The 21,923-nt window shown below is 52.5% G+C and carries 26 protein-coding genes; 3 read left to right on the plus strand and 23 right to left on the minus strand.

What is annotated here, in order from left to right; genetic code table 11:
- Window positions 1-23: 23 nt before the first annotated feature.
- The 11 genes from PDUR_RS17550 to PDUR_RS28840 form a co-directional block, all read right to left on the minus strand.
- Window positions 24-512: a hypothetical protein gene (locus tag PDUR_RS17550; protein ID WP_042207447.1), complete on the minus strand. Its 489-nt coding sequence runs from the start codon at window positions 510-512 to the stop codon at window positions 24-26.
- 101 nt (window positions 513-613) lie between these two features.
- Window positions 614-1,339 (minus strand): hypothetical protein, encoded by a 726-nt coding sequence (locus PDUR_RS17555; RefSeq protein WP_156130491.1) that lies wholly within the window; start codon window positions 1,337-1,339, stop codon window positions 614-616.
- A gap of 174 nt (window positions 1,340-1,513) precedes the next feature.
- Window positions 1,514-2,314: a BRO family protein gene (locus tag PDUR_RS27385; protein ID WP_052410273.1), complete on the minus strand. Its 801-nt coding sequence runs from the start codon at window positions 2,312-2,314 to the stop codon at window positions 1,514-1,516.
- 71 nt (window positions 2,315-2,385) lie between these two features.
- Entirely contained in the window at window positions 2,386-3,084 is a 699-nt protein-coding gene (locus PDUR_RS28830) for an RNA polymerase sigma factor (protein WP_042207449.1), read from the minus strand.
- Between the two features lie 126 nt (window positions 3,085-3,210).
- A complete protein-coding gene (locus PDUR_RS17570; protein WP_042207450.1) occupies window positions 3,211-3,489 on the minus strand; it encodes a phage antirepressor KilAC domain-containing protein in 279 nt (92 codons plus the stop codon).
- A 181-nt stretch (window positions 3,490-3,670) separates the two neighbouring features.
- Window positions 3,671-4,165 carry a hypothetical protein gene (locus tag PDUR_RS17575; protein WP_042207451.1) on the minus strand — a complete coding sequence of 165 codons (495 nt, stop codon included), beginning with the start codon at window positions 4,163-4,165 and terminating at the stop codon, window positions 3,671-3,673.
- A 1,032-nt stretch (window positions 4,166-5,197) separates the two neighbouring features.
- Window positions 5,198-5,518 (minus strand): hypothetical protein, encoded by a 321-nt coding sequence (locus tag PDUR_RS17580; RefSeq protein WP_042207452.1) that lies wholly within the window; start codon window positions 5,516-5,518, stop codon window positions 5,198-5,200.
- A complete protein-coding gene (locus PDUR_RS17585) occupies window positions 5,502-5,960 on the minus strand; it encodes a hypothetical protein (protein ID WP_042207453.1) in 459 nt (152 codons plus the stop codon). Before PDUR_RS17585 ends, PDUR_RS17580 begins: the two co-directional genes overlap by 17 nt.
- 163 nt (window positions 5,961-6,123) lie before the next feature.
- Window positions 6,124-6,297: a hypothetical protein gene (locus PDUR_RS28835; protein WP_156130492.1), complete on the minus strand. Its 174-nt coding sequence runs from the start codon at window positions 6,295-6,297 to the stop codon at window positions 6,124-6,126.
- Entirely contained in the window at window positions 6,294-6,887 is a 594-nt protein-coding gene (locus tag PDUR_RS27390; RefSeq protein ID WP_052410274.1) for a hypothetical protein, read from the minus strand. The genes PDUR_RS28835 and PDUR_RS27390 overlap by 4 nt, the downstream gene beginning before the upstream one ends.
- A gap of 43 nt (window positions 6,888-6,930) precedes the next feature.
- Window positions 6,931-7,107, minus strand: a complete 177-nt coding sequence (locus PDUR_RS28840; protein ID WP_156130494.1) for a hypothetical protein — start codon at window positions 7,105-7,107, stop codon at window positions 6,931-6,933.
- Between the two features lie 114 nt (window positions 7,108-7,221).
- Here PDUR_RS28840 and PDUR_RS30105 point away from each other — a divergent pair, with 114 nt between their 5' ends.
- From PDUR_RS30105 to PDUR_RS17610, 3 genes are all read left to right on the plus strand, one after another.
- Window positions 7,222-7,458, plus strand: a complete 237-nt coding sequence (locus PDUR_RS30105) for a helix-turn-helix domain-containing protein (protein WP_042209463.1) — start codon at window positions 7,222-7,224, stop codon at window positions 7,456-7,458.
- Window positions 7,459-7,641: 183 nt separating this feature from the next.
- Complete coding sequence (locus PDUR_RS17605; RefSeq protein WP_042207455.1) at window positions 7,642-8,250, plus strand: hypothetical protein; 609 nt, start codon at window positions 7,642-7,644, stop codon at window positions 8,248-8,250.
- A gap of 92 nt (window positions 8,251-8,342) precedes the next feature.
- Window positions 8,343-8,576, plus strand: a complete 234-nt coding sequence (locus tag PDUR_RS17610; RefSeq protein ID WP_042207456.1) for an NUMOD4 domain-containing protein — start codon at window positions 8,343-8,345, stop codon at window positions 8,574-8,576.
- Window positions 8,577-8,656: 80 nt separating this feature from the next.
- On the opposite strand, the gene PDUR_RS17615 is transcribed toward PDUR_RS17610, so the two are convergent.
- The 12 genes from PDUR_RS17615 to folD form a co-directional block, all read right to left on the minus strand.
- A complete protein-coding gene (locus PDUR_RS17615) occupies window positions 8,657-9,658 on the minus strand; it encodes a tyrosine-type recombinase/integrase (RefSeq protein ID WP_042207457.1) in 1,002 nt (333 codons plus the stop codon).
- Window positions 9,659-10,001: 343 nt separating this feature from the next.
- Complete coding sequence (gene spo0A, locus PDUR_RS17620; protein ID WP_042207458.1) at window positions 10,002-10,823, minus strand: sporulation transcription factor Spo0A; 822 nt, start codon at window positions 10,821-10,823, stop codon at window positions 10,002-10,004.
- Between the two features lie 199 nt (window positions 10,824-11,022).
- On the minus strand, window positions 11,023-12,159 hold the full coding sequence (spoIVB, locus tag PDUR_RS17625) for a SpoIVB peptidase (protein ID WP_042207460.1): 1,137 nt from the start codon (window positions 12,157-12,159) through the stop codon (window positions 11,023-11,025).
- Window positions 12,160-12,257: 98 nt separating this feature from the next.
- On the minus strand, window positions 12,258-14,000 hold the full coding sequence (gene recN, locus PDUR_RS17630) for a DNA repair protein RecN (protein ID WP_042207461.1): 1,743 nt from the start codon (window positions 13,998-14,000) through the stop codon (window positions 12,258-12,260).
- A 412-nt stretch (window positions 14,001-14,412) separates the two neighbouring features.
- The gene (gene ahrC / locus PDUR_RS17635) at window positions 14,413-14,859 is read right to left on the minus strand and encodes a transcriptional regulator AhrC/ArgR (protein ID WP_042207462.1); all 447 of its coding nucleotides are present in this window, start codon (window positions 14,857-14,859) and stop codon (window positions 14,413-14,415) included.
- A gap of 28 nt (window positions 14,860-14,887) precedes the next feature.
- Window positions 14,888-15,361 (minus strand): hypothetical protein, encoded by a 474-nt coding sequence (locus PDUR_RS17640; RefSeq protein WP_042209465.1) that lies wholly within the window; start codon window positions 15,359-15,361, stop codon window positions 14,888-14,890.
- A 65-nt stretch (window positions 15,362-15,426) separates the two neighbouring features.
- Window positions 15,427-16,362 (minus strand): TlyA family RNA methyltransferase, encoded by a 936-nt coding sequence (locus tag PDUR_RS17645; protein ID WP_042207463.1) that lies wholly within the window; start codon window positions 16,360-16,362, stop codon window positions 15,427-15,429.
- Window positions 16,363-16,399: 37 nt separating this feature from the next.
- Window positions 16,400-18,307, minus strand: a complete 1,908-nt coding sequence (gene dxs / locus PDUR_RS17650) for a 1-deoxy-D-xylulose-5-phosphate synthase (RefSeq protein WP_042207464.1) — start codon at window positions 18,305-18,307, stop codon at window positions 16,400-16,402.
- 90 nt (window positions 18,308-18,397) lie between these two features.
- Entirely contained in the window at window positions 18,398-19,363 is a 966-nt protein-coding gene (locus PDUR_RS17655) for a polyprenyl synthetase family protein (RefSeq protein WP_081949572.1), read from the minus strand.
- Window positions 19,350-19,610 (minus strand): exodeoxyribonuclease VII small subunit, encoded by a 261-nt coding sequence (xseB, locus tag PDUR_RS17660; protein WP_025691555.1) that lies wholly within the window; start codon window positions 19,608-19,610, stop codon window positions 19,350-19,352. Before xseB ends, PDUR_RS17655 begins: the two co-directional genes overlap by 14 nt.
- Complete coding sequence (xseA, locus tag PDUR_RS17665) at window positions 19,579-20,964, minus strand: exodeoxyribonuclease VII large subunit (RefSeq protein WP_042207465.1); 1,386 nt, start codon at window positions 20,962-20,964, stop codon at window positions 19,579-19,581. Before xseA ends, xseB begins: the two co-directional genes overlap by 32 nt.
- 10 nt (window positions 20,965-20,974) lie before the next feature.
- Window positions 20,975-21,832: a bifunctional methylenetetrahydrofolate dehydrogenase/methenyltetrahydrofolate cyclohydrolase FolD gene (folD, locus tag PDUR_RS17670; RefSeq protein ID WP_042207466.1), complete on the minus strand. Its 858-nt coding sequence runs from the start codon at window positions 21,830-21,832 to the stop codon at window positions 20,975-20,977.
- Between the last annotated feature and the right edge of the window lie 91 nt (window positions 21,833-21,923).

Raw genomic sequence — 21,923 nt, forward strand, 5'->3', positions numbered from 1 at the left:
TCTATTATTCTTCTCTCCGCCTACTAAAACCGCACTTTCACGCGGTCTTCCTTATCCGGCCAGTCTTTCGTTTCGGCCGAACCGCCTACCCTGCGGACCTCGATCATCCACTCGTTAGTTGGCGTACCGTCCAGTCCGGTCGACGTATTCGCGCGATCCTCGTAACTTAACGATTCGTGCTGCGTACGCCGGCGCTGCATCTCGGTCTCTGACAGGAACGAAGACTCCGCCAAGTCGTAATCAGCCCGAACCCACGCGCGTAGCTTATCCGTTAAGGGATGCGGAACCACCTTGCCAGTAGTGTGCGTATAATATCCGCTCAAATCTCGGACAGCCGCGTCCCTCTCCGCCATCTGCAGCGAGAATCCGGTCAAACATGCGACGGCCTCAGCAAGCGTGGCGTAATTATCCTGTCCGGGAACGAACGCACCTTTAAAGAAATAGCCGTTGTCCCAAATTGTGGTCACATCCACGAACATTCCCTCGTTGTTATATACGACTGCTGCGCCCATATCATAATTCCTCCTTAGTTTGAATTGTTGTATGATGGGGCCTGACTCCGGCCTGTCCGTGTCAACCAATGTACACTATCTATATATATGCAAAAATGCAACTACTTCACTGCTCTTTTACGGACATTCGCCAAGCATTTCCGGAAGTTACTCTCGCCAATTCCGAGCCGCCGCGCGATGTATCGCGACTTCATCCGGTAATGGCCGCCATCATCGACCTTGTATTCGCGCATGTCCCCAGCCTCTATATCACGCTCAACGATCGCGTGAGCCTCTTCGATATAGCCGCGCTGCTTACGCGTGAGCCTATTAAGAATAGCGGGCACGTCCAAGTCCCTAACGTCCCGGTCGAAGATTATTCGCCAAGGCTGCGGCTCTTTAGGCGTGACGTATAAGTTGGTGAAATCCCCGGCTTCATTTCGCCGACCTAGCCGCACGATACCGGTCTGTTCACGGTCAAGTCGGCTGTATTCGGTCATAAACGCACGGCGTATGTAGCCGACCATTTCACGCGGCGATCTCGTAGCATCAACGCGTCCTAACGCATGACGAAGCGCCGGCTTAATGACGGTTTCAACGTGGCCACGATATGCATATTCGGCCCGCCAAGCCTCCGCCAGAGCTCCGTATTCATTGTCGCCCAGGTACGCCAGCACAGCGTTAAGGTCCGGAGCGCCGGCCGCTATGTCCACGCCGATTCCCTTGCGTATGGCTTCGCGATATTCTGGCATTGTGGTCGGATCGTAGCGGAACTCGCGGCGGGCTCCTGACGTGCTCGTTTTAATCTGCGCTGCAATCCGCAAGTAGTGGCGGTCGTCGTCTGTCACCGCCCAATCTTGGCGCGTGAATGCGAGCGCCTTTTCGATTGCCCGTTCGTCTCCGGCCGTTTGAAACGCGATGACGTCCGCTATAAAATCGTTGTTCAATCTCGCTCCCTCCTTTGTTTGTGTGTAAGAGGGCTCCCGCTGATATGCGAGAACCCTTGCTTATTCCTCGAACCGTTACGCGTCCTGCCGCAAATTCAGCGTGATAGACTGTAGCTGTCGCGTAGGGAGCGCAATAACATTTGAAGCTGCTGGCGGTTCTTCAACGCAAGCGCCCGCGAGTATCCGCTCAATGTACGCTACCCCCTCCGTGGTCACGCGAGAGTACGGTTTTGCTGTGCCACTGGGGGACACATACGGTACTACCTCAAAATAACGTGGAGTAAACCGCTGATAGGGAAGTCCGTCCTGTCGAATCAATTTTCGCTCGCGTAACGTATCGCGCAATCCCTTCGGTTTAATGCCGAGCATTTTCGCTACTTGATCGATTGTCATCGTTCCGTCAGCGTCAATAAACGTATCGAAAGCCTCAGCTTTTGGAGTCATTTCGATTACCTGTGCCTCTGCTGCCAGACGTGCGCGTCGCTCCTCTGTTAAGCGCGTTACTGTTTTGAGTAGCAAGTCCGGGTCATCGAGCAATTCATCCGCCGCGTACATTCCCGTTTTACGGATTGACTGGATGACTTCGTGCGTGACCCAACGTTTGAACGCGCGGGCTTCCGGTTTGCGACTGCGGAGGATTGCGGAGTATAACCCCGGTTCGCTTATTACGGTGATGTTCGTAGTTAAGTTACTACCGCCCTGCTTAATTGACAGGTTGGTTTTCTCGTCCTCGTCAAGATACCTCGTCATTGCAGACGTCTCGGAAAACCCAAGTACATCCGATATATCCTTTGCGACGAACCACGGATCGCCTCCGATTATTACCGTTCTTACTTCTGCAGCACCGTAAGCAAACACTTTCGTTAACTGTTCCACTATAGACACGCTCCTTTTCGTTTTGGTTTTATGTAAACGGTCAGGCCGCGCGAAGCTGCCAGCCGGGATTATTACGGTGCATCCGTGATGTACTTGCGCAGCTTCTCCGCTAGTCGCTGCTTTAGTCGCTGTGCCTGCTTTCGGTCGGACAAGCCGAGCGCGTTTGCTATTTCCTGCAGCGTAGCTTCCGGATCGGCCCGCAAAAGTTCGAATACTGCCCGTTCTGTGTCCGTAAGTGACGTGTCCGCCGCCATGCATTCGACTGTGTATTGCGCGATTGCCTGTTCCTCCGCACTCGCCACGATGCCGGACCGCTCAACTTCCCGCATGACCGCTTCGTCCTGTAAGCTTAACGCAAGGTGATTTATCCGGTTCTTTTTCGTTAACGCTCGCCTCACCATGTCCCGGCCAGCATTCCGAATCGAACCCCGCAGGTAATCGAAAAATGACCCGTTCTTACCGTCGTACCTTAACGCAGCCTTAGCGACGGTAAACCGGAAGTGACTCTCGAAGTCATCCTCATATAATCGGTATTTCCGGCATGACCGCGCCCACCGGCCGGCTTCGCGTTTGACGAACGTGTCAGTCTGTGCGTTTAGGTCATCGAATCCATAGCGGACGGGCTGTGGCTTGCCAGCTTTAGACCGCTCAATCGCTTCGAGTATGTACGTCGCCCATGCGTCGTCTACGTCCTTCCGGCGGCGGTCGAGGTATGCGCGTTGCTTTAAACTTGCGGAGAGCGCTTCGCCTGAACTATGGATAGCGGACATGTTACAATCCTTTCACAATTTTAGTCGAACCGCCTGCCACAACCGATATTAAAATTACGTATTAATAACGTGTGCTCGTTGAGCAGGCCGTATATACCACCGCCCTTACTAATACGGGATAACAACCTACGCTGCTATATCCTCCTGTCGTACGTCCACAACCTCGCCCTCTCGAAGCTTCCGTATGAGCGCGATCCCTTCCGCAGTCACGCCAGTATACCGCTCAATGTACGGAGGATTTTTCGTATCCGTTACGAGGTGTTCCCGGATAACGAAATACTTCGGGATATAACGCTTGAGTGGCAGGCCGTATCTGCGCAGGACCTTCCGCCTGTACAAGAACTCGCGCATCATGACTTCGTTTTCGCCGAGTGCCACCGCTGTCTCCGTTAATGTAATTGTCATAAAGCGTGCCCCTTTCCGAATTAGATTAAAAAGACGCCCCCGTAGTCGGAGCGCCCTTGTTAATTAAGATAACCCGGACTCCTTCGGTTGTTAACGTCAATATTAGCCGTCCTGGTCGGCCTACCAATAGTTTGACGTTGAAAATGCAGCTCCATTACAGAGCCGCGCGCTAAAATACGTCTTACGCCAGTTGAAGCAAGCGTACTTTCTCGTCTTGTGCTGCCGTTGAGACTTGCACTCTCAATTTGAACAGCTCTCCGGACTTTTTTGGAATGCGCTTCTTCATGATGCCCTCACTACGTAGGAGGCTCGCCCCTGTAACTGCACCAAACTCCTGTAGAACCTTATCAGCGCGGAACTTGAGTTGCCGGCCGAGCCTTGCGTAGAGGGGCGCTGTTCGTTCGATTTCATCGCCGAGCCGAACGATGTTTAGAGCCTCGTCAAATACGGACATGATCTGTTCGGTGAAATCTTCGGCCGAGCCAGCGGAATCACTTGAGACACCGCCGGCCATCATGAGAAGCATTGCCGACTCAGCTCCCGAAAGTAGCACGTATGCCGCTGATTCTTTAGCGCGACCCCCCGCTTCTAGCCTCGCCGTCACGTAGTTAAGCTGCGTGCTGATACGAGTCAATTCCGCTTTAATCTCACCGTTAATTTTCGCTGCCATCGTCATATAAATCGCTCCCTTTTCGTTTAGTTTTTATAGTTAAGCGGTCATGCCGCCTTCTACCTAAAAAGACGACGCCCGGATACTGTTTCGCACATTTCCGAGTGAAATTTCGCCTTCACTATTTATGACACCGCCCAAATGCAGAACGTACACCTCACCGGAAACTTTTTATCCTACACTTTTAACATCCGTAATCAACGGGGGCTCCCGCACCGATTCCGGAAATTTAATTCTTACTTACATACGGACAGTGATTCCGGAAATTGGGACATCCCCTTACACTGTATATAGGGACAAAATATAGGGACAAAAATTTGCCAGTTTGGGACATGTGGGAGTAATTTAGCGTTTACTTATCGTTAGGCAGCGGTGTACGTTCGTTCACTATGCGTCAAATCCTTTCATGTATACCGACATCCTACACATCGGTTTGGCACACTTTGACGCAAAAAAAACGGAGCGCCGGCGAATTAATCGCAAAAACTTGAAACCAATCGGCACATATGTTCGTACAAATAGACATAAGAAACGGACGACCACGCTGCCCGATTCCCAGTTTCCCGGCCGAGGTTGTCCGCAAGGTTTGGCGGTAGCCAGCCGCTGTATGTTAACGTAAATTGGCGTAAGTAAATCCGGCCACACATTGGCGTGAGTGACCGGATACGCTTAGCAGATTATTGGCGTAATCCACGTTGTTACGCGCAGCATTGGCGTACTGCGTAAGATCTCCCGTATGGCGATCCGTCATTTGGCGCTGACGGTACGAGGTAAAGCTGTCCGCGAGGCAGGCCCTCCGGCGGCAACCGGAAGTCGCGGAAATATCGGCCGTCAACTGTGCAACGCTGGTGGTCGGGTATTACCTGGTACAAACATTGCTTTGGTCAGCTTATACAGTGTTAGCGCACCGTTACCCAAGCCGCACACCTTGCGGGCGCAGTTTAATCTCTGCGTATGTGTCGCCGGTCTGTAGTACGTAAAGGCGTCTACGGTCCCGGCGCACTATTCTACGGTTCCATTTCATCGTTTTCACCTCCTTCATACGTGTAGTTCATCCGGGCAGTCAAAACGCGGCACCAGTGAAAGCAAATACTGCAACGCCGTCATACCGCTGAGAAGTTCAGCCAGCTTCGGTAATGACTCCCGCGACAGTAATACGAGGTCCGCGCCCTTGATGCGGTACGAGCCGGCCATATCCGCAGGCTCAACGATACCCAGCGCGGTACGGCCGTCCTGTGAGCGGTATAGACTGGCGTTGTCAGCTACGAGGATTCCGTTATATGTTTCCGGGTCCATACCGCTGCCGGCTTCCGGAATCCAACGAATTTTAACGCGTGGGTATTTAGATTGCGAGGGCATGGGTCGGCTCCTCCGTTTCGACTGGCGGGAAAATGAATCCGATATCGGCGGCCTGTTCGCGGGTAACGCAGACGCTGCCCATGTAGGCGCGATCGGATACACCGGTAATACGACGGAAAGCGCGAGGATTGATAACCAGTTCTTGCTTTGTTTCAAAGAGAGAAACAACGAAGTGACCGTAAGGGCCGGGGCTATACACGACCTGCTCGGTGAACGCTTCGGGCGCGATCGGGGTAATGTCGACGACGTTAAAGCCGAGTTTCCGGAGTTGTGCGGGAGTGGCCGGGATTTCACCGGTCATTGAGCGGAGACTGACGTGCGGGAACGTGACGATGAACGTAGACCATGATACGAGTGCGCGCTGCTGGGCTCCTGCGCCTTCCAGCGTGAGAGATACGCGTCCCTTTTTGCCGGATCGAAGATAGCTAACGATTGTTTTCATGCTAAAACCTCCCGTTGTTATATGAATTTTTGCGGTAATCCGCGACGGTGACGTCGTGATTCACGACCCCATCGTTTCAACCCGCACCGCAGCGGGTCCAAGGCGCTAGGCGCTCATCAGGCGGTTTACTTTACGCTTAGTACGCAATATGCGTTCATCTTTTTCATACGCCATCCTCCTCCGCTAATTCCAACGTGTACATCGTAGTCAAGACGCTGGTTACGCTAATTTCGTGCGCAATCCATTCGTCCGCCTCCATTATGCGGCGGTGCTGCGCGGCTTCCTCTGCGCTGTCATATTCGTATACTACTGTCACAATACGTTTAGTCCGTTTCATTGGCGGTTTCCCCTTCCGTATTTAGCCCGCAGCTCCCGCATTCTCTCGCAGTTAAGCAGCTTGTACACGCGATTCCGGTACGCGTTAAGGCGGTAGCGGCGCCATCCCCATTCGTCATAGTTGCGGTCGGCCTCAAGGCGCGCGCCGTATTCGCCAAGTTTGCGTAGATAATAGTTCAAACGTTCGGATGCGGCTTTCTTGCGTGGCATTAACGTCACTCCTTTCCGCGACAGGGAAGCATTAGGCTTACATTGTTTAGACCGGTTTCCCTCTGGCTGTGGCGCGGCGATGAAGTGTATGAGAAGATTACGCTTTTCATCGTAAATCCAGCGAATGCACTTTTCGATTTCTTCAACCGTCATATCTGCGCTAAGCTGTCCGCAATGGTAGCCATTAACCGCTATCGCGTTTTCATCCTGCTCCAATATGCGGTTGATCGTTTCTCGGTCTTCTGGCGCGATGCCGTCATTTTCATCTAACCAAAGCGTTTCACTTTCCCATCTACGACCTATGCGCCAGAAAACTACATATCCGATTCCGTCGCGGATCGTATTCGCATCCCAACGAACCATTTCCCGCAATCTCGCCATAGTTCCCCTCCCGCGTATGCCCGCCGGCCAAGTTGTTACGTTGTTATAGGAATAATTCACGTACGAAGACCGCTGATAAGGTTGCGGCCGCTTTAAGACCGAGCCAAAGCGCGCCCTTGAGGGCGGCCCGGCGGTTACGGACGGCTACGCGTGAATATGCGCGGCTCGGGGACGGGGAGACTTCTATATTGGCTGCGATTATTGAGATTAGGTTAGTCATTTTTGAAACCTCCTATATAATTTTACGTATATTCGTATATCCGATGGCTTAATATTATACGTATATTCGTATATTGTCAACATCTGATTTACGATATTTTTCTCTTTGGGTATAATGGGTTTAGGGACGGTGAGCGTGGTGCGAAAAATTCGCGTTAAACTAGACGAGGTTCTTCAATCGAGGGGAATAACACAAACTGAATTGATGAAAATGTCCGGAGTGCGCCAAGCGTCAATAAGTGAGCTTACGAACAACATGCGCACAGGCATTAATCGGGAACATCTGGCGAAAATAGCCGATGCATTAGAAATTGACGACATATCCGAGTTGATTACGATCGAGAAAGAATAATACATAACCTGCCGCGCCCTCACCGTAGGAACGCGGCTTTTTAGCGTCTTTCCTCGCATACCCTACCTAATCATTCCGGACGGACACTGCAGGTTGACACACGCTGATTTCACGGCGAAATGACGGAGAAAATAGAAAGTAAATCCCCTTTAGTGAACATTGTTGAATATGGAGGTTAAAGAAATGTCCTACGACAAGGATAAATGGGAGAGAAGGTTACACAACAGAACTGACATGAGCTCATCACTTGTACATTTAACTAAGCGCAACGGTTCTCCGAGCAATGTCCATAATTTAGTTAAAATTCTTGAAGACCGTTGTATACGAGGAAGCGAAAAAAGCACAGGGTTTATTGTGGGCGACAGCCCTGCCGTGTGTTTTCAGGATGCGCCTCTTTCTGGGATTAGCCAGAATGTCTATCATGAAGGGGTGTATAGAAAAGAGTTAGGAGGAAAGCTTCGGTATTCCGCAAATGGCCTGTGTTTTTATAAGTTGTATATCTATAGACAAGGTGGCAGGCCTTGTTTTTATGAACAAAGCGAAGTTGCCAAAAAACTCCTCCCTCCGTCTGATTGGTGGAGGATAGTTGATTTCGATCTCTCGAATAGCAAGAAAATTACGGACTGGACTCACGAACGTGAATGGCGTGTTAAGGGGGATTTCAAGTTCGACCTTAGTGCTGTTACGGTAATCCTGGGACATAGAGAGCAATACAGGGAGTTTACGAAGATGGTTGACAAAAGCATATTAGAACAATTACAAGGCGTTGTAGTGTTATCCCAAGTTCTGTGACCTTAACTCTTGTGTAAGCCAGAAACATTCAAGTCGTTATCACTACTACGCATGAAGTGAGTACGTATTTAAAGCGAAAGCGGGGCGTTAATGTGGACGAGGAAAAACGTGCAATTAAAGACTACGAAGGAGTGTACGAGGTCACGCGGTCCGGCCGTATTATATCGGTTAAGCTCGGCCGCGCCCGTCATCGGAACGGTGATGAATACGGATATGCCAATGTTCACCTTTACAAAAACGGAGAAAGGACGTTACATAAGACGTATAAACTATGGGAAAGCGCCTTCCCTGACGTTGACGAGCGCGAGTACAAGGGCGAACGGTAAGCCGGTCTGCCTCCGAAGAAAAAGCCGGTCGGCTCCTCGCGGGGCTTTCCGGCCACTCTTTTACTCCCTATCACCGTTTTTTACAGCGGACTTACAACGTCGTTCATCAGAGAAAAGGCCGCATGCTGCTCTTTCAGCGCCCGGTCAGTAGGCATCGTATACCGCATTGTTGACCGCAGGTCTGTATGACCTAACATAGCGGCCAAACAACGCAGTGATCCGCCCTTGTCCATAAACATCGCAGCGGCCGTGTGCCTGAACTGATGTAAAAATACATTCGCGTCAATGCCGGCATTTTTCGCGTGTAGCTTAATGCGCTCTCTAAGCCGATCATCACGCAACGGCCTTCCCTTCTTTGTTAAAAATATATACTCTGATTCGAAATTTGCGTTCTCATGGATTAGAATCATTAAAAGCCTTAGTGTATAGCTCGATACAGGAACAGACCGCCCCTTACGCGTCTTAACGATGTCGGCCTCAAAATGGAGCACTCCTCGGTTAAAGTCCACGTTTGAAGCTTTAAGTGACAGCAACTCACCCGCTCGTGCAAAGCTGTCTATTAAAACATGCAGCGCTACATAGTCCCGGAAACCTGGGTATGTATCCTTATCTGGCGCTCTAAGAAGACGCTGCAGTTCTTCAACCGTAAGTATCCGTATCTCATTCTCCGTTTCGCGAGCCTTACCTACGCGCGCAGCCGGGTTATGAGGGATAACCCCGTCCTCGTGCAAAAATCTAAACATAGCTTTAATTGCTTTCATTTTCGTATTGACCGTCGTAGGGGATAAACCTTGAGTCATGTTTTTTTCGCTCTTGTGTTTGTGCCCGTCCCATTTTCGCTGTCCGTAAAGCATCCAACCCATGTAGTTGCGCAATAAGCTCGGCGTTACGGACGAGTACACCTTCTCTATTCCGCAGCTATCAAGATATCGGCAGAAATATCGGTAGTATTCCGTATACGACTCTATCGTCCGTTCGGATTTCCCCTCGGAGAGCTTCGCATAAATAAAGATTTCAAATAATTCGTCTAGACGCATATCCCCCGACCCAGCATTGCGCGCAAATTCGTAACTGTTGACCATTCCAAACAACCTTTCTGTGTAAAATTTCGGCCAACATTAGATTATATCTTGACTTGTAGGGGATTGTCAGGATCACACCTGTGTTTATTTTCGATTACTGAATAACGCAAAAAAGCGCCCGACCCCGTTAAAGGATCGAGCGCATGTTTGAACAAGCCGCTGATTTGCGGTATGATTTCGATAGCTAAACGACCGATAAATATGCGCTACTGTACGAGGCGAATACGGAAAGTTTAGCGGAGTCGCGCACCGATAGTTTATCGGAATCTCCGCTCAACGTACGGACAAGTTGACGGGAACAAACGTCCTATCTATCGTCCTCATTCCGCGTAACACCGGGCTTTCAAGACACCTTATGCTCGATCCGCAGCTTGTCTGCCACCATCGCGATAAATTCGCTATTGGTCGGTTTGGACTTACTGATATTGATCGTATAGCCGAACAGATGGCTGATGGAGTCGATGTTGCCCCGCGTCCAGGCTACCTCGATAGCGTGGCGGATCGCCCGCTCTACGCGTGACGGCGTTGTCTTGAATTTTTCGGCGATGGCTGGATAGAGTGTCTTTGTGATGGCACCAAGAATTTCAATATTGTTGTATACCATCGTAATGGCCTCACGCAAATACTGATATCCTTTAATATGCGCAGGAACACCGATTTCATGTATGATCGAAGTGATATTGGCATCCAAATTTTTACCTTTGGACAGCGGAACGACATTGGATTTGACCGACGAGAAGATTTGAGAACCGGAAGGAGAACTGGCCGTGACATTGCCGCTCTGGGTTCCAACAAGCTGACGTACACGATTCGCGAGCACTTCCATATCAAACGGTTTCAGGATGTAGTACGACGCTCCGAGCTGCACCGCTCTTTGTGTGATATTTTCCTGACCGAAGGCCGTCAGCATAATGATCTTTGGCTGGGGATTCAAATCCAGCTCCCGCAGGCGTTCGAGTACACCCAGTCCGTCAAGATGCGGCATAATGATATCAAGGATAAGAACGTCGGGGATCTTGCGGGCTTGACTTAATAATTGAACTACTTCTTCACCATTGTACGCAATTCCAGTTACAGTCATGTCTTCCTGTTCGGAAATATACTCAGCAAGCAAATTAGTGAATTCCCGATTATCATCAGCCAATAACACTTCAATATTTTGCACTGGTTGTTTCCTCCTTATGAATATCTGCTTTTATCAAACAGCATTTTATCTTCTCTGCATAATGATTTCGACATGTGGAATGAATTTCCTTCTGTCGAAAATTATTTTTCTTTATTTTTTTTTAGCCATGATTTATAATTAATATTTTTATTACACCATTCGATTATCTTCATGAACGTTCGACAAAAAAATCTTAAGGCTAAACCGCCTTAAGATTTGGTTGAAAACTATGCTGCTGTGCCGCCCCCGAATCTTTGAGCATCCATTCGATGAAACAACCGTAACCGGATTTAGGATCATTGACGAAGACATGTGTCACTGCACCGACCAGCTTGCCTTGCTGAAGAATAGGGCTGCCGCTCATGCCCTGCACAATGCCTCCGGTCTTATCGATCAGTCTGGAATCGGTGATCCGCACGACCATTCCTTTAGTAGCCGGCTCCTGTTGGCGGGATACATGGATAATTTCAACGTTGAACCGCTCGACCCGCTGGCCTTCGACTACGGTAAGAATTTGCGCGGGACCTTCCTTGACTTCGCTGCTCATAGCCACAGGAATGGGTTCACGGTACAGGCTATGATCCGGATTACGCCCCATTTTGCCGAAAATCCCGAAATCGGTGTTGCTTTCAACGTTGCCGAGCACTTGACCTTCCTTCATGAAAACTGCACGTTTCTCTCCAGGGTCGCCGTTATGGCTTTTGGAGATAGAGGTTACGTTCGATTCCACGATATGACCACTCCCGACGACAATAGGAGTACCGGTGTTCATATCGGTAATAACATGACCCAACGCTCCGTAAACACCCTCGTGTGGGGCATAAAAAGTCAGTGTTCCGACGCCTGCGGCGGAATCCCTGATATACAAGCCGAGCCGCCATACCTTGTCATTTCGATCATAAGCCGGTTTGAGTCTGGCTGTTCGTTCCTTACCTTCACGAATATAACGGATGTTGAGTTCGCTGCCGGTATTTCCTGCCCTCTTTACCAGATCCGACACCCTGCTTATCTCGTTCAGCTTGACGCCATCAATGGATACCATAAGATCGCCCGGCAGCAGTCCGCTCGTCTCGCCCGGTGATATTTTAGTTTGCCCCGACACGTCGACAAGATGATGTCCCACAACCAGCACGCCTGCCGACTTCACCTTAACGCCGATTGTCTGCCCGCCGGGATATACCCTAATGTCGTGCTCTGCTCCGTTCTGGGCCGCTGCGTGTCCGTGATTTATTTCGGCATTCGAGGCATAGCCGGAACCCGGAACGGTCAAACCTGAAACACTAAGAAAGAAGGCAAATAAAAGACCTGGCATTAACTTCCTGAGGTTGGGCTTCAAAGGCTGTCACGCTCCCTTTTGCTTCTTTCGCTTGACGAAAAAAGTGGTCGCCAATTGCGTACCTATAAGATAACCCTGCCCCCAGGCTTTTATTACTGTCAATACTTAACCGCTTGGGCTTCCCCAGCCTTGCTGGCCTCCGCCAGATTAAGCATTTCCTGCGCATGATGCAGCGTTTTTTCAGTAATCTCCACACCGCCCAGCATTCTGGCCAGCTCCTTAACCCGTCCATCTTCGGACAGGGCCTCCACCTCGGTCATTGTACGGCCTTCCTGCACCTTTTTACGGATAAGATACTGATGGTCCGCCATGCAGGCCACCTGCGGCAGGTGAGTTATGGAGAAGACCTGGCATGTTGAGGACAGCCGGTACAGCTTATCGGCGATGGATTGCGCTGCACGTCCGCTGACCCCGGTGTCCACTTCGTCGAATATCAGAACAGGGATATCCTCATGCCTTGCGAAGATGCTCTTCATTGCCAGCATGATACGCGACAGCTCTCCGCCCGAAGCAATTTTGCTCAACGGACGCAGCGGCTCGCCCGGATTGGGAGAAATCATGAACTCGGCGCTGTCTATACCCTGCCGGGTCAACCGGATGCGGCGTCCTTCATATTCAACTCCCCGTGGATCATCAAGCGTATCAATCTTAACTTCAAGGGAAGTCCGCTCCATTTGAAGGTCCTTCAGTTCACCTTCGACCTGTGACGCCAGATCCGCCGCACACTGACGCCGGGCTTCGCTAAGCTGCACCGCTGTCTCCATCAGTTCGCTAAGCAGGACGTCCCGCTTAACCGTAAGTTTCTCCAAATGTTCGTCCTTGTTCTCAAGTAAATCGGTTTCACGGGAGATCTGCTCGTAATACTCCAGAATTTGCTCCACGCTGTCGCCGTATTTACGCCGCAGGCCGGAGATAAGATCAAGCCGATTCTCCACTTCTTCCAGCCTTGCCGGGTTGAACTCAATGTCTTCGCGGTAATCGCGCAGCTGGAAAGAGGCATCCTCCAATTGATAAAAAGAGGACTGAAGCTGTTCCAGAACAGGCTTTAGCGCTTTTTCATCATAACGGACAACTTCTTCCAAGGAGGAAATAACGTTGCTGATCGCTTCAAGCCCCTGACGGCCATTCAGCAGCTCGTAAGCGCCGGAGATGGAATCCATCATTTTCTCGCTATAGGATAGTTTGACCCTTTCCTCGGAAAGTAATTCATCTTCTCCCGGCTTTAAGGCAGCAGAAGAGATCTCCTCCAATTGAAACCGGTACAGATCAAGCATCTGATAGCTTTTTTGGCTCGAATCCTGCAGCTCGCGAAGTTCTTTCTCCACCTGGGCAAACTTTGAATATTTCTCCTGGTATTCCGCCTTAAGCGGTCCGATTACAGATTCTCCATACGTATCCAGCAGCCCCAGATGCCGCTCCGGTCTAAGCAGATTCTGGTGCTCGTGCTGGCCGTGGATATTGACAAGCTGCTCACCAATTTCACGCAGCATCGTCAGATTTACCATTTGGCCGTTAACTCTTGAAGTACTCTTTCCCTGGGAATTCAGCTCCCGGCGTATAATTAAATGCTCTTCTTTCTGCGCCCTGATTCCGAGCTTCTCCAGCGTGCTCCAGACCGAATGTCCGCTTGGCAGGCTGAACAGGGCTTCCATCTCCGCCTTCTCGCAGCCGTAGCGAATGGATTCCGCCGAGCCCCTGGCCCCGGCAATCAATCCAAGCGCATCAATGATGATTGATTTGCCCGCGCCCGTCTCACCGGTAAGCACGTGAAAGCCCGGATAAAAGTAGACATCTACCGACTCGACAACCGCCAGGTTGCGAATGGATAATGTTTCAAGCACAAATATTGCACCTCCGACGCATAAATAACATGCCCTATGAACTCTCCCTCATACTAATGATTAGCGAAAGGGAGCTCTTGTAAAGTCCATTCTACTCAAAAAGACGTTAGCCAAGCTAATTTGGCTTCCCGGCAAATTCGTTTAAGATTTACACGGCCATGCTCAAAGTATGACCGAACATAGGTTCGGAGTCAAGGGGTTTTCAGTAAAAAAGTTACTGTCAGGCGAGAAGAACGAAATTAATGCGCAAATGTGAAACATCCGAAGGGGGGCGTAAAAATGGCTATGGAATAGATCGAACAAGATGCTTGAAGATAGCGGACAATGAAGAGGGCAAAGACCCTCCCTTGTCCGGAGCCGATTCATCCCATGCATATAGAGGAAGGGGTCTTTTTTAACGCTGATACTTAAATTAAATGTAACCCATGATTTGTGATACTACTTTTTTGCTGTCCTCCGTCTCCCGGCAGATAATCAAAATCGTATCATCACCGGAGATTGTCCCCATAATTTGCGGCCACTCGATACTGTCGATCAGCGCGGCGACGGAGTTGGCCGTTCCAGGCAGACATTTCATAACAACCAGATTGCCCGAGTAGTCGATGTGCACAAAATTGTCCACGAGCACCCGTCTCAGCTTCTGTGTCGGATTGTAGCGCTGATCGGTTGGCAGCGAATACTTATATCTCCCGTCATCCATCGGAACCTTGATTAGCAGCAGTTCCTTGATATCTCGGGACACGGTTGCCTGGGTAACTTGAAAACCAGCGTTTCGAAGCGCTTCAACCAGCTCATCCTGTGTTTCAATATCCCTATGGGTAATGATTTCTCGTATCTTGATATGTCTTTGACCTTTCATTAATAGCCTCCCGTATATTTAAAAAGTGCTAATCATTCTCTCCATCATCCCTGCCAAAAGTGATCACGTTGACCGTGGCGGCCGGAGCATTCACATAGAGCAGACCCCCAACCCCTGGATAAATCAAAAGATATGGAAGCAGCATATCCCGCAGTCCGCTTCCGGTCCACTCCACCGGACGGCGCGGACGAGCAAGCACGACGAGATACTGTGTGCCATCCTCCGCTGCAGCGATGTAATCGACAAACAGCCGGCTGTACAGCGGAGCGCCGTCAACGTTAAAGGACAGCGGAATTTTCAGCTTGCCGCCGACAACTTCGTAGCCTGCATCTTCCAGCAAACTTACAGCCGGGTGGGGGTTAATCTCATCATTCAGCGGAATATGATCCTGCAAAAAGGAACGCGGCGAGCTCTGGAGCCATACATAAATGCGGTAGACGACCCATACCGCCAGCCCAACGCCGATCACCGCCATAACCGCTTTGTCCGGGCTACCCGACATCCGAATCACCTCGGTGATTTATTCGAGCAGATAGGGCAAAATCCCTCCTAATAGCCAAAAGAAACTCATCTTCTCGATGAGTTTCCATGAGTGGATGCCTGACCGCCGAACGTGCCCGCGGCTTCCGCCACCACGTCTTTCGCGATTGCGGCAAAATCGCCGTAAGACTCGGAGGAAGCCTGATCGTGGGACACTTCCCCCCGGTCAGCGGCTTCGCCGCTATCGTGTACGCCTTCCTGTTCAAGACGCCAGTGAGCCAGAAATTCGATGTTGCCCTCACCGCCCGTGATCGGCGAGAAAGTCAGGCCCTTGAGAATAAAGCCAAGGTCACGCGCCATTGTCAGCACATTCTCCAGCACTTCCCGATGAACCGCCGGATCGCGTACAACACCGGATTTGCCGACCTTTTCCCGACCGGCCTCGAATTGGGGCTTGATCAGCGCTACAATGTCGGCGGGGCGGTCCAGCAGCGCCATGAGCGGAGGAAGAATGATCTTTAGGGAGATGAAAGAAACATCGATACTGGCGAAATCCGGAACGGGGCCTTTGAGGTCGGGCGGCGTCATATACCGGAAATTCGTCCGTTCCATGACGCATACCCGTTCATCTTCGCGCAGCGACCAGTCCAACTGGTTATAGCCTACGTCGATGGCATAAACATAGCTTGCTCCGTTCTGAAGCGCGCAATCGGTGAATCCTCCGGTGGAAGCGCCGATATCCAGCATTGTTCGGCTCGAAACATCGATGCCAAAAAGGCGCAGCGCCTTTTCAAGCTTGAGCCCTCCCCTGCTGACATAAGGGTGTACAGCGCCTTTCACCTTAAGGACAGCACTTCGCGGCACCTTCATGCCGGCTTTCTCGATGCGTTCTTCATTGGCTAGCACCAGGCCAGCCATTATGGCCGCTTTGGCCTTCTCGCGGCTTTCATAGAAGCCCTGCTCGACGAGCAGAACGTCGATTCTTTCCTTAGGGCTCCGTTCTTTTTCTTTACCGTGCTCCATAGTCATCTCCAACTTCTATTCTCGCATCTTCGCAAGCTTACGAAGACGTAGTTGTCTTGCCGTAAGGATAAGAGCTTGCCGCCCTCATCGATTTGATTCGTCCGCATAGCGCTTCAACGGTAAGTCCCGTCAGTTGGCGCTGCTCCTTAATCGAGCCGTGCTCGACAAATATATCCGGCACGCCCATCAATTCAACGCTGACAGTATGCAGTCCATGTTCAGCATAATACTCGAGCACAGCGCTGCCTAGGCTCCCCGCCTGGCTCGCTTCTTCGAGCACGACCATCTTCGTTCCGGCCCGGGCAAGACCCTGCAGCATGGAACCGTCCAAAGGCTTCAAGAACCGGGCATTGACAACGCCAACCTGGATTCCTTCCCGTTTGAGCTGGTCTGCCGCCTCTTCGGCCAACTGCACCATCGGTCCGCAAGCAATAACGGCAATGTCATCGCCCGGACGAAGCCGCTCCCACGAGCCGATCGGCAGGCAGCGAAGCTCCGGATCAAGCGCTACTCCGGTGCCATTCACGCGGGGATAACGGTATGCAATCGGGCCTTCATTATATTCCAGCGCCGTCTTCATCATATGGCGCAGCTCGTTCTCATCCTTGGGCATCATTAGCACAATATTCGGGATATGCCGCATAAAAGCGATATCGTATACCCCCTGATGCGTCTCCCCGTCTGCTCCGACAAATCCCGCCCGGTCGATGGCGAACATCACGTTCGCGTTATGCCGGCAGATGTCGTGTACAATCTGGTCGTATGCGCGCTGCATAAAAGTGGAATAGACCGCAAATACCGGCTTCATTCCCTCCATCGCCAGCGCAGCGCACAGCGTCGCCGCATGCTGCTCCGCGATACCCACATCAATCATCCGGCCGGGAAATTCCTTCGAGAACGGAAACAGGCCCGAACCTCCCGGCATCGCCGGAGTCACGGCGATCAGCCGCTCGTCTTGGCGCCCAAGCTCAATCAAGGTCTCGCCGAATACTTCCGTATACATAGGATTGCCTACAGCTTTCAGTACCTGGCCGGATTCAATCTTATACGGCGTGATGCCGTGCCATTTATAGGAATCGGCTTCCGCCGGCTTATAGCCTTTGCCCTTCGTAGTGAGCACATGCACCAGCACGGGACCCGCCACATTGTCGGCCTGATGGAATGTATCGATCATAGTCGTAAGATCATGTCCATCCACAGGTCCAAGATATGTAAAGCCCAGTTCCTCGAACAGAACGCCGGGAACCATCATATATTTGAGGCGGTCTTTCATCCGTTCCGCAGTCTTCGCCAACCGGCCGCCGATGGCCGGAATCTTCCTTAGAAGCCCTTCCACTTCATCCTTGGCCCGTAAATAATGCCGGTCAGAGCGAATCCGGCTTAAATAGTTATGCATAGCTCCGACATTGGGCGCGATGGACATTTCATTATCGTTAAGAATAACCATCAGCTTGCGGCGTTCATGTCCGATATGGTTTAGGGCCTCGAAGGCCATACCGCCGGTGAGAGCCCCGTCGCCGATCACCGCGATAACCTTGTTGTCCTCTCCCTTGAAATCCCGGGCCATAGCCATACCCATCGCGGCAGAGAGAGAAGTGCTGCTGTGGCCGGCTTCCCATACGTCATGTTCGCTTTCGGCCCGCTTGACAAAGCCGCAGAGACCGTTCTGCTTGCGCAGCGAATCGAACCGGTCCTTACGGCCGGTCAATATTTTGTGGACATACGCCTGATGTCCGACATCAAAAATAAATTTATCCCTTGGACTGTTGTAGCAGTAATGCAGGGCCAGCGTGAGTTCCACTACTCCCAGATTGGAGGCGAGATGTCCGCCGGTCACAGACAGCTTCTCAATCAAAAACCCGCGGATTTCCTCCGCCAGAGTATTCAATTGTTCGATCGATAGCGATTTCAGTTGCTTAGGATCATTCAGTTGTGGAAGCAGCACGTGATCTCCCCGCTTTCCTGATGTTGTAAAGTATAGCCTTCATTATAACATATATGAAACGGCTATCGAAATCAGCCGTTTGCGTAAAGCTTAATGATCTCTGGACATTAAGTAATCTGCAATTTCGAGCAGGCGCGACCCGTCGGCAAATCCTCCTGCTCGCACGGCGGTCTTGGCTTCTTCCGTCAGCCGCTCCACTTCCCGGCGGGAGGCCTCCAGCCCGATGAAATAAGGGTAGGTCACCTTCTGCTGCTTCACGTCGCTCCCCGTCTTCTTGCCAAGCTTGCTTTCGTCGCCGACGAGGTCAAGGATGTCGTCCTGCACCTGAAAAGCAAGCCCGATGCTGACACCGAACCGGCGCAAGGCCTCAAGCTGCTCCTCCGAAGCTCCACCTATCCGCCCTCCGGCGAGCAGCGAGAAGACGATCAGATCGCCCGTCTTATGTAAATGAATGTAGCGCAGGCTCTCGAGATCGGTCAGTCCCTGCTCTCCCTCCATGTCAGCCGCCTGCCCGCCGACCATACCGCGCGGACCGGCCATTTCCGCCAGATCCTCCACAATGGACAGCACGCTCTCTGCAGGTACCCCGTACCTGCGGGTGGCCTGTACGACGCTGTAAAAGGCATGCGTCAGCAGGGCGTCTCCCGCCAATATGGCTGCCGCTTCGCCGTACACTTTATGGTTCGTTAACCTTCCCCGCCGGTAATCATCATCGTCCATCGCGGGCAGATCATCATGAATCAATGAATACGTATGCACCATTTCAATCGCTGCGGCCACTGGAAGCGCCGCTTCCCGATGTCCTCCGATCGCTTCGCACGCCGCGATAACGAGCAGAGGGCGGAGGCGCTTTCCGCCGGCTAGAAGCGAATAGTTCATCGCTTCCGCCAGTTTATCGGGAACCTCCCAATGCGGTGGGAATAACGCCCTGAACTCACCCGAGACGAGATCGCCCACACCGGCGATATATTGATTTAAAGGCTCACGATTTACGGATTCAGCACTCTGAGCTTCTGCCGGTTCATTCTCGGGAAGGCCGTTATTAAAAGGAGTCATCGCCGTCCCCTTCCAGCGAGGAGCCAAACGGCTTCTTGCGCAGTTCTCCGTCTTCTTCCACAATCATTTCGATCTTGCGCTCCACCTGCTCAAGCTTGGCTCCGCACAGCTGCGAGAGCTTCATCCCCTGCTGAAACAGGTCGATCGCTTTCTCCAGCGGAACGTCGCCCTGCTCCAGTTCACGTACGATCAGCTCAAGCTGGTCCATTGCCTCCTCAAACCCCAGTTCCGCTTCTTCCTTCGCCATGATCCTTCGCATCCTCCTTCATACCCCATACCTGGCAATCCAGCTGACCGTCGGCCAGCTTGACGACCACCAGGTCGCCGAGCTGGACCTCGTTCAGCGATTTGATCAAATGCCGTTCCTTCTCATCATAGACAAGGCTGTACCCCCGCGCCATGACCTTCAGCGGGCTGAGCGCGTCCAGCGCCTTAAGCTCCGCCGCAAAGCGGGAGCGCTTGTCCGCCAGACGCGCTCTCATGGCGGCGGCCAGCTCGCGCCTTGCCGCGTCGCTCCGGCGCCGCGCGGCGGTGATGCCTTCGCGCGGGCTGTAACGCTCCAGGCGGTGATGCAGCACCGCCTGACGCTCGCGGGCCCGCGCCTGCCGCGCTTCGGCGGCTCGGCCGAGCCGCTGGCGCAGCATGTCCAGCCGCTGCGCGTGCTGGAGCAGGTGCCGGCGCGGGCTGGCCAGCACCGGCGAGCGCTGCAGCGCCGCGAGCCGCTCGCGCCCGCGCTGCGCGCGCCGCTGCAGCCCCTGGCGCAGCAGGCGCTGCTGCTGGCGGAGCTGCGCAGCCAGCTCCGCAGCATGCGGCACGGCCAGCTCCGCTGCGGCCGTGGGCGTCGCGGCGCGCAGATCGGCCGCGAAATCGGCGATCGTAAAGTCAGTCTCATGGCCGACGGCTGAGATAACCGGAATATCCGAGGCCGCAATCGCCCGCGCTACCGCTTCTTCGTTAAAGGCCCAGAGCTCCTCCAGCGAGCCGCCGCCGCGGCCCACGATGAGCACATCGGCCTCGCCCATGGCATTCAGATCGCGGATGGCCTTCACGATGGAAGGCGCCGCGCTCTTACCCTGCACAAGAACGGGATAGAGCACAATAGCCACCTGCGGAAACCGTCTGCGCAGCGTAATTAGAATATCCCGAACCGCCGCGCCCGTCGGCGACGTAACGACGCCGATGCAGCGCGGATAACGGGGCAGCGGACGCTTGAGCTCCGCCGCGAACAGTCCCTCCTGCTCCAGCTTCTTCTTCAGCTGCTCATAGGCCAGATACAAGCTGCCGATGCCGTCGGGCTGCATATGTGTCGCATAGAACTGGTACTGCCCATCCCTCTCGTATACCGTCACATTGCCCCTGGCGATAACCCGCGAACCTTCCTTCGGCACAAAAGGCAGCCGCTGGTTATGGGAAGCGAACATAATCGCCTTGATGCGGCTGCTCTCATCCTTCAGCGTAAAATACATATGTCCGCTGCCATGATGCGTAAAGTTGGAGATCTCCCCGCGTATCCACACATCGGAGAGCAGATGATCCGAGTCCAGCTTCATGCGGATGTAACGGTTAAGATCTTTAATGGAATATACCTTCCGCTCCGCCATGATGCCTGTCCTATTCCAGTCCGTGGCGGCGCTTCGCCGCGGTCAGCGTGTTGACCATCAGCATCGTAATGGTCATCGGCCCTACGCCGCCAGGAACCGGCGTTATGTAGCCTGCAACTTCCTTCGCGCTGTCGTAGTCAACGTCTCCGGCCAGCTTGCCGTTATCAAGCCGGTTCATGCCCACGTCGATAACGACCGCACCCGGCTTCACATAGGAAGCATCGATAAAGTTGGCCCGGCCGATCGCCACCACCAGCACATCAGCCATCCGGCATAGCTCGGCCATATTGCTCGTGCGGGAATGACACATCGTGACCGTAGCGTTCTCGCGCTGCAGCAGCAGGGACACCGGCTTGCCGACAATATTGCTGCGGCCGATAACGACGGCATGCTTGCCGGAAAGGTCGATGCCTGTACGCTTGATTAATTCGATTACGCCCGCAGGCGTACAAGGCAGCAGGCTGTCATCGCCGATGACCAGGTTGCCTACATTAACCGGATGGAAACCGTCAACATCCTTCTCTACGGAGATGGCGTCGATCACAGCTTTTTCATTAATGTGCTTCGGCAGCGGAAGCTGCACCAGAATGCCGTCTATCTCGTCCGCGTGGTTCAGCTCGTCAACGAGCGAGAGCAGTTCTTCCTGGGAAGTCGAAGCGGGCAGCCGATGAACTACCGAATGGAAGCCAAGGCTGATACAGGTTTTTTCCTTGCTGTTCACATATACCTGGGAACCCGGGTCCTCACCTACAAGCACTACAGCCAAGCCAGGCTTGACCCCGCGCGCCGCAAGTGCCTCAACCTCCCGGGCAATATCCACACGAATCTCTTCGGAAACCAGTTTACCGCTGATGATTGCTGCTGTCATGACACGATCTCCCCTTTGATGAACTTTGATAGTTGTTAGGCTGTCTTTTCGTGAAAAAAGGGCGCACCAGGCGCATCGTAACATCTTTTAG

The organism is Paenibacillus durus, assembly GCF_000756615.1.
In the GTDB taxonomy this organism is placed as follows: Bacteria; Bacillota; Bacilli; order Paenibacillales; family Paenibacillaceae; genus Paenibacillus_AQ; species Paenibacillus_AQ durus.